The 9827-nt window shown below is 67.4% G+C and carries 9 protein-coding genes; 2 read left to right on the top strand and 7 right to left on the bottom strand.

What is annotated here, in order from left to right:
- From bktB to DBR23_RS19550, 3 genes are all read right to left on the bottom strand, one after another.
- Positions 1–1020, bottom strand: a 1020-nt coding sequence (bktB, locus tag DBR23_RS19560; protein ID WP_233250581.1) for a beta-ketothiolase BktB, incomplete at its 3' end; no start/stop codon positions are given.
- A gap of 91 nt (positions 1021–1111) precedes the next feature.
- Positions 1112–1873, bottom strand: coding sequence for an SDR family NAD(P)-dependent oxidoreductase (locus DBR23_RS19555; protein ID WP_056746176.1), 762 nt, complete (start codon positions 1871–1873; stop codon positions 1112–1114).
- A 39-nt stretch (positions 1874–1912) separates the two neighbouring features.
- Positions 1913–2428 (bottom strand): MarR family winged helix-turn-helix transcriptional regulator, encoded by a 516-nt coding sequence (locus DBR23_RS19550; RefSeq protein WP_108499307.1) that lies wholly within the window; start codon positions 2426–2428, stop codon positions 1913–1915.
- A 75-nt stretch (positions 2429–2503) separates the two neighbouring features.
- On the opposite strand from DBR23_RS19550, the gene DBR23_RS19545 reads away from it, so the two are divergent.
- The gene (locus tag DBR23_RS19545; RefSeq protein ID WP_108499306.1) at positions 2504–3409 is read left to right on the top strand and encodes an EamA family transporter; all 906 of its coding nucleotides are present in this window, start codon (positions 2504–2506) and stop codon (positions 3407–3409) included.
- Positions 3410–3481: 72 nt separating this feature from the next.
- On the opposite strand, the gene DBR23_RS19540 is transcribed toward DBR23_RS19545, so the two are convergent.
- Both DBR23_RS19540 and DBR23_RS19535 read right to left on the bottom strand, forming a co-directional pair.
- On the bottom strand, positions 3482–4144 hold the full coding sequence (locus DBR23_RS19540; protein ID WP_108499305.1) for an RluA family pseudouridine synthase: 663 nt from the start codon (positions 4142–4144) through the stop codon (positions 3482–3484).
- Complete coding sequence (locus tag DBR23_RS19535) at positions 4131–6332, bottom strand: ATP-binding protein (protein WP_108499304.1); 2202 nt, start codon at positions 6330–6332, stop codon at positions 4131–4133. Before DBR23_RS19535 ends, DBR23_RS19540 begins: the two co-directional genes overlap by 14 nt.
- 249 nt (positions 6333–6581) lie before the next feature.
- On the opposite strand from DBR23_RS19535, the gene DBR23_RS19530 reads away from it, so the two are divergent.
- The gene (locus DBR23_RS19530) at positions 6582–7238 is read left to right on the top strand and encodes an NAD(P)H-dependent oxidoreductase (protein WP_056067837.1); all 657 of its coding nucleotides are present in this window, start codon (positions 6582–6584) and stop codon (positions 7236–7238) included.
- 63 nt (positions 7239–7301) lie between these two features.
- Here the strand turns inward: DBR23_RS19530 and DBR23_RS19525 are convergent, their stop codons facing one another.
- Both DBR23_RS19525 and DBR23_RS19520 read right to left on the bottom strand, forming a co-directional pair.
- Positions 7302–8672, bottom strand: coding sequence for an MFS transporter (locus DBR23_RS19525; protein ID WP_255581785.1), 1371 nt, complete (start codon positions 8670–8672; stop codon positions 7302–7304).
- The coding region (locus DBR23_RS19520; RefSeq protein ID WP_108499312.1) for an acyltransferase family protein at positions 8662–9827 on the bottom strand (1166 nt) is incomplete at its 5' end. The genes DBR23_RS19520 and DBR23_RS19525, both read right to left, overlap by 11 nt.

The raw sequence follows: 9827 nt of genomic DNA, 5'->3' as shown, positions 1-9827 counted from the left end.
ATTGACCTTGGCCGGGTCCAGGCCCAGGTCCTTGGTCACTGCGCAGGCCTGGGCGGCAAAAGCCTCGTTGGCTTCGATCACATCCAGATCGGCCACGGTGAGCCCGGCCTTCTTCAGCGCCAGCTGCGTGGCGGGCACTGGGCCGATGCCCATGTACTTGGGGTCCACGCCCGCGTGGGCGTAGGCCACCAGGCGGGCCAGGGGCTTGGCGCCACGGGCCTTGGCGGCACCGGCTTCCATCAGCACCACGGCGGCGGCGGCGTCGTTGATGCCCGAGGCGTTGCCAGCCGTCACCGTGCCGTTTTCCTTGATGAAAACGGGCTTGAGCTTGGCCAGGTCGTCCATCGTGGCGCCGGGGCGGAAGTGCTCGTCGGTGGCGTACAACACGTCGCCCTTCTTGCTCTTCAGGGTGACGGGCACGATCTGGTCCTTGAACACACCGGCCTGCGTGGCGCGCTCGGCGCGGTTGTGGCTCTCGACCGCCAGCTTGTCCTGGTCTTCGCGGCTGATGCCCCACTTGGCGGCGATGTTTTCGGCCGTCACACCCATGTGGATGTTGTGGAAGGGGTCGTGCAGTGCGCCGATCATCATGTCCACCATCTTGGTGTCGCCCATGCGGGCGCCCCAGCGCATGTTCAGGCTGGCAAAGGGCACGCGGCTCATGTTCTCGGCACCGGCGCCAATGGCCACGTCGGTGTCGCCCAGCAGGATGGACTGGCTGGCATTGACGATGGCCTGCAGGCCCGAGCCGCACAGGCGGTTGACGTTGTAGGCGGGCGTGCCCTCGCCGCAGCCGCCGTGGATGGCTGCCACGCGCGACAGGTACATGTCCTTGGGCTCGGTGTTGACCACGTGGCCGAACACCACGTGGCCCACGTCCTTGCCTTCCACGTTGGCGCGGGCAAGCGATTCGCGCACGACGAGTGCACCCAGTTCGGTGGGGGGCACGTCCTTGAGGCTGCCACCAAAGGTGCCAATGGCGGTGCGCACTGCGCTGACGACGACGACTTCACGGGTCATGGGGAGGTCCTTTCAGAGAAATTCAGGTCAAAACGGCTGCAAGCGCTAGTGAATCATGCGGTTGTAGCTATCAAAGTAGGAGCAAATGGGCTCACGCCTCGCGCACGTCGGCCACCGGGTTGGTGCCGAAGTCTGCGCGCTCCAGCCAGGCGAGCACGCGGGTGGCGGCGTCGGCAGGCGATGTGAGCTGGCCACCCGTCTTGAGGTTGGCGAAATTCTGGCGGTCCGGGAAGGCGGCCGGGTCGGCGCCGCGCAGCTGGACCTGCATGTCGGTGTCGATCACACCGGGAGCCAGTGAGCATACCTTGGCCCCATGGGGCTTGATGGCCTCGTCCAGCGCCACGCAGCGGGTGAAATGGTCCATGCCCGCCTTGGCGGCGCAGTACGCGGCCTGCGAGGCCATGGCCCGGCGGCCGAGGCCCGAGGAGATGTTGAGCACCTTGCGCGGCACCGTCCAGGTGTCCGTCGCGCCAAGGAACGCAGCGGTGAGCTGCATGGGCGCCTCCAGCCCCACGCGCAGGGCGGTGGCCAGGTCTTCCGCGTCGCTGGCCGACAGCGGGGCGATGCGCGGGATCATGCCCGCGTTGTTGATGAGGGTGGCGCTGGCAAACGCCTGCGGGCCCTGGGCCTGCAGCCAGGCTTGCAGCTTGTGGGCCGCCTGCTCGCCCTGCGACAGGTCTTGCTGCCACTGTTCAATGGCGACGCCTGCGGCCCGCGCCTCGGCGGTCAGGTCATCGTTGGCGCTGCGGGCGATGCAGATCAGGGTATTGCCGCTGCGCAAGAGCTGCTGGGCCATGGCAAGGCCCATGCCGCGCGATGCGCCGGTAAGGATGTAGAGGTGGTTTTGAGGCATCCCGCCATGTTACTGCGCAGTACACAGGGCCGGGTGTCTTCACTGGCCTCTGCGTGACTCCAAAGCGGACAGCAGCAGGGCCAGCCGCGCATCCAGCGCGGCCAGATCGGCCGCCTTGAGGTCGGCAAGGATGCGGTGTTCGTTGGCCACATGGGCTTCCACGGCGCGGTCGATCAGCTCCAGCCCCTGGGGCGTGAGCTGCACGAGCGAGCTGCGGGCATCGGCCGGGTTGGGCAGGCGCTCGATCCAGCCCTGGGCTTCGAGCTTGGCCATGCGGTGCGTCATGGTGCCCGATGTGACCATGAGCGTGGAGAACAGCGTGGTCGGCGCCAGGCAGTAGGGCGCGCCACTGCGGCGTAGCGTGGCCAGCATGTCGAACTCCCAGCGGCTCAGGCCGAATTCGGCAAAGGTTTCATCCAGCCGCCGCTCCAGCAGCGCGGCGCAGCGCTTGATGCGCCCGATGGGGCCCATGGGGCTCGCGTCCAGGTCGGGGCGCTCGCGCTTCCACTGGGCCAGGATGGCGTCGACGGCGTCGGGTTGGCGTGGGGTGGCCATGGGCTTGTGGTGGTTGATTTATCTTGAATTCGAGATTGTATGGTAGAGTTTTTGTCTTGATTTGAAGATAAATATATGGCTGCTTCACGTGCTTCTGCAAGTTCCTCAACCTGGCTGGATGCGCTCACCACAGCGCTCGGACCGGTCATCTGGGGCTCGACCTACATCGTCACCACCGAGCTGCTGCCGCCCGACCGGCCCTTCACCGCCGCACTGCTGCGCACCTTGCCCGCGGGCTTGCTGCTGGTGCTGTGGTGCCGCCGCTGGCCGGCCTGGGGCGACTGGGTGGGGTGGCGGCGCCTCATGGTGCTGGCGGCGCTGAACATTGGCGTGTTCCAGGCGCTGCTGTTTGTGGCGGCCTACCGGTTGCCCGGTGGCGTGGCTGCGGTGGTGGGCGCCGTGGGCCCGCTGGTGGTGATGGGCCTGACCTGGGCGCTGGACCACCGGCGCCCGCCCGCACTGGCGCTGGCGGCCGGGGCGCTGGGTGTGCTGGGCATGGCGGCGCTGCTGCTGTCACCCGGTGCGCGCTGGGACATGGTGGGCGTGGCTGCCGCGCTGGTGGGCACGCTGTGCATGGCAGCGGGCACGTTCTGGTCGCGGCGCTGGCGGTCTGACTTGCCGGTGCTGGCGTTTACCGGCTGGCAGCTGTTGGCGGGCGGCGTGATGCTGGCGCCGGTGGCCTGGGCGGTGGACCCGCCTTTGCCCGCACTCACCGCCACCCACATCGCGGGTTATCTGTACCTCAGCCTGGCGGGCGCGCTGGTGGCCTATGCGCTGTGGTTCCGTGGCATTGCGCGTCTGCCGTCGGTGGCGGTGTCGTCGCTGGGGCTGCTGAGCCCGGTCACGGCGGTGCTGCTGGGCTGGGCGCTGCTGGGGCAGGCCATGACAGGGGTATCGCTGGTGGGCATGCTGGTGGTCTTGGCGAGCATCCTGGCCGTGCAGTGGGCCATGTCGCGCGCCATGCCGCCGGGCGGGCGCTGATCAGCAACTACTTTTTGCTATTGAATAGATAGCGGTTGGTGCATGTTCCACTAGCGCTGTCGGGCCATTGGGCTAGAAATCGGCCGCCCACTCCAGCGCTACCTGCTCCCCGGTGGTGGGGTGCGCAAAGGCCAGGTGACTGGCATGCAGTAGCAGGCGCGGGGCTTGTGCCTGCGTGGCGGCATCGGCATACAGTCCGTCGCCCAGGATGGCGTGGCCGATGGCGGCCAGGTGCACGCGCAACTGGTGGGTGCGGCCGGTGATCGGCTCCAGCTCGATGCGCGTGGTCTGAGCCGTAGCGTCTTGCGCCAGTGCACGCCAGTGGGTCAGGCTGGGTTTGCCCAGGGTGTGGTCGATGACACGCAGCGGGCGGCGCTCCCAGTCGGCAGCAATGGGCAGGTCGATCTCGCTCCAGTCGTCGCCCGCTGTGCCCAGCAGCCCTTGCACTACCGCCTGGTAGCGCTTGTGCACCTGGCGCTCGGCAAAGGCGTGGCCCAGACGCCGCTGTGCATCGATGTGGCGCGCCATGAGCACCAGGCCCGAGGTCGCCTGGTCCAGCCGGTGCACGATGAGCGCGCCGGGCCAGCGCTGCTGTGCGCGGGCGCTCAGGCAGTCTTGCTTGTCGGGGCCCCGGCCGGGCACACACAGCAGCCCGGAGGGTTTGCACAGCACCAGCAGGTCGTCGTCTTCGTACAGCGCCTGTACGCCATCTGCCACGGGTTCAGGCGGGGTCATGGCCCACGATCAGCCGCTGCACGGTGGCGCAAAGTTCTTCCACGTCATTGGGTTTGTGGATCAAGGCTTGCGCGCCTTCGGCCAGCGCCGCCTGTTCGATCTCGGCCGTGACGTAACCCGAGGCCAGGGCCACGGGCAGGTCGGGGCGGATGAGACGGGCCTCGCGCACCAGGTCCACGCCACAGAAGCCGGGCATGTTGTAGTCGGTGACCAGCAGGTCATAGGCCTGCGGTGCTGCCCGCAGCGCAGCAGTGGCCTCGTGCGGGTCGGTATAGCCGCTCACCTCGTAGCCCCGGCGGCGCAGCAGGCGCTGCACCAGGAAGACCAGGGCCTGGTCGTCGTCCACGTACATCACATGGTGCTTCTTGCCAGGCGCACCGCCGGATGGTTCGGCAGGCTCCGGTGCAGACGTTGCGGCGGCCAGTGGCACGGCCTGCGCGGCGGGGCTGGGCTGCGCACCAGCAGTCGCACCGGTGGCGACCGGAAAGTACAGCGTGAACCGGCTGCCCTGGCCCGGCGCGCTTTGCACATCCACGCCGCCTTCGTGTGTGCGCATCACGCCATGCACCACCGCGAGGCCCAGGCCAGTGCCCTGGCCCACGGGCTTGGTGGTGAAGAAGGGCTCGAAGATGCGCTCCAGCGTGGCAGCGTCCATGCCGGGGCCGGTGTCGCGCACTGTCAGGGCCACGTAGTCGATGGGCGCGAGGCCCAGGCGCTCGGTCAGGCGCTGGTCGGGCTGCACGGTGGCGGCCTCCACGTGGATGCTGCCGCGCTCGGTTCCAATGGCATGGACGGCATTGGTGCACAGGTTGAGCAGAGCCTGCTCGACCTGCGTGGCATCGGCCAGCACGGGCGGCAGGCCCGCCTGCAGTTGCATGTGCAGCTCGATGGCCGGAGGCAAGGTCACGCGCAGCAGGCGCTCGGTGTCGTGCACCACCTCGGCCAGCGACACGGCCGAGCGCTGCGGGGGCTCGTTGCGGCTGAAGGTGAGGATCTGGCGGACCAGGTCGCGCGCGCGGCGGCCGGCCTTGTCGATCTCCAGCAGGCTCTCCAGCACGGGCGAGCCTGCTGCGCAGTCGGCCTTGGCCAGCTCCACATTGCCCAGAATGGCGCCCAGGATGTTGTTGAAGTCGTGCGCGATGCCCCCGGCCATGGTGCCCACGGCCTGCATCTTGTGCGACTCGCGCAGCTGGGCCTCCAGCTCGTTGCGGTGCGCCTCGGCCTTCTTGCGACCGGTGAGGTCGCGGGCGAACACGGTGGTGGTTTCCCCGTCGGCATGGCGCTCGAACGACACGCTCACCTCCACGGCCAGCTCCTTGCCGCTGGCGGTGAGGGCCGTCATCTCGCCCAACAGGGCCTGCGTGGTGAGCTGGGCAAATGCCAGCGCCTGCGCCGCGTCGGGCAAAAATCGGTCGAGCGTGCTGCCCAGCGCGTCGCTGGCGCTGCACTGGAACAGCGCGGCCGCCGTGGGGTTGAAGACGGTGATGCGCTGGTGCTGGTCCACGCAGATGATGGCGTCCAGTGCGGAGTTGATGACGGCCTCCAGCCGCTTTTCGCTGGCGCGGATCTGCTCATTGCGCTGCTGCAGGGTCTCGGCACTGTGCTGCAAGGCCTGGCGCTCGGCCAGCAGCGGGCCCTGGTCGATCACCGCGCACAAAAACTGCGACAGCGGCGGGCCGCTGGTCTGCGGTGCATCGATGTGGGCAATGTGCAGGTCGCCGGTGATGCGCGTGGCATTGCTGATGGTGAACACCACCTCCTTGACCTCGCTGTGCCCCAGGTCCTGCGCCTGGGCAAAGGCTTCGCGCACGCGCGCGGCGTCTTGCGGGCACACAAAAGGCATCAGCGCGGTCAGGGGCCGGTCGCGCTCGGTGGGCTGGAAAGAGCGGTGCGCCATGGAGTTGGCCTGCACCACCATGTCGTGGTCGTCCACCACCATGAGGGCCAGCGGCACGCTGGCAAACAGGGTTTCGAAGCGTTCGTACGCGCTCTCGGCCACGGCCTGGCTGTAGCGCAGCACCTTGTTCTGGTTTTCCAGTTCGGCCTGGTAGGCGCGCAGTTCGGCCACCAGGCCCTCTGCCGAAGCGCCGGGCGTGCGGGAGTGGGGGACAGGCGGGCGAGGCATGTGCTCTGCGGCTGCTGGCTGGCGGCCTGCAGGGTCCAGAAAAGACAGGTCGGGTTCACTCATGAAGGGGCGCGGTCAGCCGGGTGCGTGCCCGGGCGCTCGCCCAGGCTTTGTCAAGTGTACGCCTGCCCATGTGGCACCACGCGATGGCGGCAGCATCAACAGAGCGCGGTTGCAAAGCGCTTGTGGGTCGATTGTTGATGAATTGCGAACAATCCGTTTCTTTGGCAGGGCTTACCGAACCACCGTGGGGTGCCTACAGTTCCACCATCGATACATCCCTTGAACCACAACTTCTTTCAGGACGCTGTCATGACCACAGACACCACTCTCGCCCAACCCCTGCTGAACAAGCTGCAATGGCGCTACGCCGCCAAGAAGATGAACCCCGCCAAGAAGGTGCCGCAAGAGAAGGTGGAGCGCATTCTTGAAGCCGCCCGCCTGGCGCCCACCTCCAGCGGCCTGCAGCCGTTCGAGATCATCGTGGTGACCGACCCCGCTGTGCGCGCCAAGATCCAGCCCATTGCCTGGAACCAGGCCCAGATCACCGACGGCTCGCACCTGCTGGTGTTTGCGGCCTGGGACAACTACACGGCCGACCGCATCAACATGATGTTCGACCTGACCAATGACCAGCGCGGCTTCAAGAACGAAGGCTGGGAAAACTACCGCCAGATGCTGCTCAGCAGCTACCCCCAGCGCGACGCCGAAGTGAACTTCCAGCACGCAGCCCGCCAGGCCTACATCGGCATGAGCGCAGCCCTGATCGCTGCGGCCTTTGAAGAAGTGGACTCGACACCCATGGAAGGCTTTGACCCCAACGCGCTGGATGAAATCCTGGGCCTGCGGGCTCGCGGCCTGCGCAGCGTTGCCATCTTGCCGCTGGGCTACCGCGCCGACGAAGGCGACTGGCTGGTGAACCTGAAGAAGGTGCGCCGCCCCCGCGAGCAGTTCGTGACCGAAGTCTGAGGATCTCCTCCTCAGGCACAAAAAAGGCTGGACAGTGGTCCAGCCTTTTTTGCGTGGGGAGCCTCAGCGTGTGGCGGGCGCTGCGTCCGTCACGCGGCGCATGGGTGTGAGCACAAAAGCCAGTGCCGCCAGCACCACCAGCGTTCCGCCGCTGGCCGCGAACAGCTGGGTGAGCGTGATGCTCTTCATCACCCAGCCCGTCACGGCGGCAGAGATCGGCGCCAGGCCCATGAAGATGAACATGAACAGGCTCATCGCGCGGCCCAGCAGGGCGGGGGGGACCCGGTGCTGGATCCATGTGAACACGCTCACCTGCATGAAGCCGCCGAGCAGTCCGATGACCAGCATCAGCGCCGCGCCTTGCCACACGGCGGTGATCAGGCCCAGTGGCATGAACAGCGCGCCAATGATGGCGTCGAACGCCAGGATAGTCATGCCCAGGCTGCCGAACCGCAGCCGGGGCACCATGCCCGACACCACCATGCCCAGCAGCGTGCCCGCGCCGTGGGCGCCCACGATGATGCCGAAGGCGGCGGCACCTAGCTGCGGGCTGCTGCTGGCCAGCACCGGAATGGCGATGTGGATGGGTCCCATGATGAACAGGGCAATGGCGCTCCAGTACAAAAAGCAGGTGCGCAGCTCGCTGTCACGCCAGAAGTGACCGAGGCCCTGCGCCACCGAAGCGAGCACCGCCTGTGGCGCGGCCGTTGGAGCGGAAAGGTCCGCAAGGCCCGCACGCGTCTGCACCTTGGACAGCGTCCAGGCCGACACGGCGAAGCTCAGCGCATCCAGCGCGAAGGCGATGCCGATGCCAGTGGCGTTGGCATGTGCTGGCGCATCCGCGGCGGCTTGGGCTGCGCCACCGGCGCCAAACAGTGCAATCAACAGCCCCGCGAGCAAGGGCCCCAGGAACATCGTCAGCTGCCGCAGGCCCAGGCTGATGCCGTTGGCGACCTGCAGCTGGGGGCGTGCCACCACCGACGGCATCATGGCCGTGCCCGCCGGAATGCTGAAGGCCGTGGCGAGCCCAATGCCCAGCGACAGCGCGTACACCATCCACAACGACAGCGTGCCCGCAAACACCAGCCCCGCCAGCGCGGCCAGCAGCACCAGGTTGACGTATTTGGTGATCATCAGAACCTGCTTGGGCGAATGGCGGTCTACCAGCGCACCGCCGATCAGGATGAACAAGGCGCGCGGCACGCTGATGAGGGCCAGCACGGTGCCCAGCACCAGCGTGTCGCCGGTCATCTGCAGCACCAGCCAGGGCAGTGCGATCAGCGTGAACTGGTCGCCCAGCATGGACAGGGCCGAGCCGCCAATCATCCAGCGGAAGTTGGGGGCCTGCAGCAGCGCGGCGCGCGGGTCTGCGGGTGGGATTGCAGGGCCTGCGCCGGGTGGCTGGGCAGGACGGGGTGAGGTGTCAGGTCGCATGAACGAGGTCTCCCAAAGAATGACGGGTGTGCGTGCGCCCCGTGAGCAAGCGGCCCACAGCGGTAAAACGCACGCAAAGGTGGTAACTGGCCAGGCACAGGGCGGTCGTGGCCAGCACATTGATCAGCATCTTGGCGAGGGCTGGAACGGGCAGGCCGTACAGCAGCGCACCCAGGCCCATCGTGAGTGGCAGGTGCACCAAGTACACCCAGTACGAGCTGTCGGCCAGGTAGGCCAGCCAGGCACGGGGCTGGCCGACATGGCGCAGAAACAGCCCGATCAGCGCAAAGCTCCAGAGCCACGACGCGCTGTTGTAGGCCAGGGCCATCCAGAACTGCAGGTGGCGCGTGGCCGATACGGGCGCGGCCAGCAGATCGGTAAACGCCCCGGTGACCAGCACCAACACAAAGGCCGATGCCTCGGGCTGAGCCAGCACTTCCGAGAGCAGTGCAGTGACCAGAAAACCCACCAGCCCCAAGCCGGCCAGCGCAGGCCAGTGCCGCTCGTAGTGCGCCATCAGTGCCTTGCGGTGCACATACAGACACAGGCCAAAGCCGTAGAACAGCCCGTTATGTATCCATTCCGCCAGCGGCGGCAGGAAGGACCCGCTGGGCGTGACGATGCCGTGGTCGTATCCCGCGCCAATCCAGGCCAGCGGCAGCGTGAGCACCAGCAGACCGGTTGGCGTACCGCCTAGCCAGAGGGCACCGCGTTGCAGGGCCTGCTGCAGCCCTGCGGGCAATGCGCGTACCGCCCTCCATGCCACGGGCGTCAGCAGCGCCAGCCACAGCAGCATCCACAAGAACCACAGGTGCATGGTGGCTGGGCCCTGGGGCACGTTGGGGCCTCGGGGCAGCAGGCTGCGGTCTACACCCCAGGTGCCGTAGGCCATGCGGTGCAGGAACATCAGCCCGAGCAGCGCACAGGCCACGAACAGCGGCGGCCAGAACAGCGCAAAAGGCAGACCGAGACGGCGCAGGCGGTTGCGCACCATGCCAGCCAGCCCCTGGCGTTGGACCAGCGCCGCTACAAAGAACCCGGCGAGGATGAAAAACAAGGGCATGCGAAAGGCATGGATCACCGCCACCAGCAGGTCTGCCAGGGGGCTGGACCGGTCGTCGTGCCAGGGCAGGGGCGATGGCCGGCTCATGTAGA

The organism is Acidovorax sp. HMWF018 (assembly GCF_003061035.1).
In the GTDB taxonomy this organism is placed as follows: Bacteria; Pseudomonadota; Gammaproteobacteria; order Burkholderiales; family Burkholderiaceae_C; genus Acidovorax; species Acidovorax delafieldii.
This window is presented reverse-complemented; position numbering and strand designations above follow the sequence as displayed.

What these genes read in the sequence shown, in the direction of transcription:
- DBR23_RS19555 (WP_056746176.1), bottom strand. Translation starts at nt 1,873, where the DNA reads ATGCCTCAAAACCACCTCTACATCCTTACCGGCGCATCGCGCGGCATG.
- DBR23_RS19545 (WP_108499306.1), top strand. Translation starts at nt 2,504, where the DNA reads ATGGCTGCTTCACGTGCTTCTGCAAGTTCCTCAACCTGGCTGGATGCG.
- DBR23_RS19525 (WP_255581785.1), bottom strand. Translation starts at nt 8,672, where the DNA reads ATGCGACCTGACACCTCACCCCGTCCTGCCCAGCCACCCGGCGCAGGC.
- DBR23_RS19530 (WP_056067837.1), top strand. Translation starts at nt 6,582, where the DNA reads ATGACCACAGACACCACTCTCGCCCAACCCCTGCTGAACAAGCTGCAA.
- DBR23_RS19550 (WP_108499307.1), bottom strand. Translation starts at nt 2,428, where the DNA reads ATGGCCACCCCACGCCAACCCGACGCCGTCGACGCCATCCTGGCCCAG.
- DBR23_RS19540 (WP_108499305.1), bottom strand. Translation starts at nt 4,144, where the DNA reads ATGACCCCGCCTGAACCCGTGGCAGATGGCGTACAGGCGCTGTACGAA.
- DBR23_RS19535 (WP_108499304.1), bottom strand. Translation starts at nt 6,332, where the DNA reads ATGAGTGAACCCGACCTGTCTTTTCTGGACCCTGCAGGCCGCCAGCCA.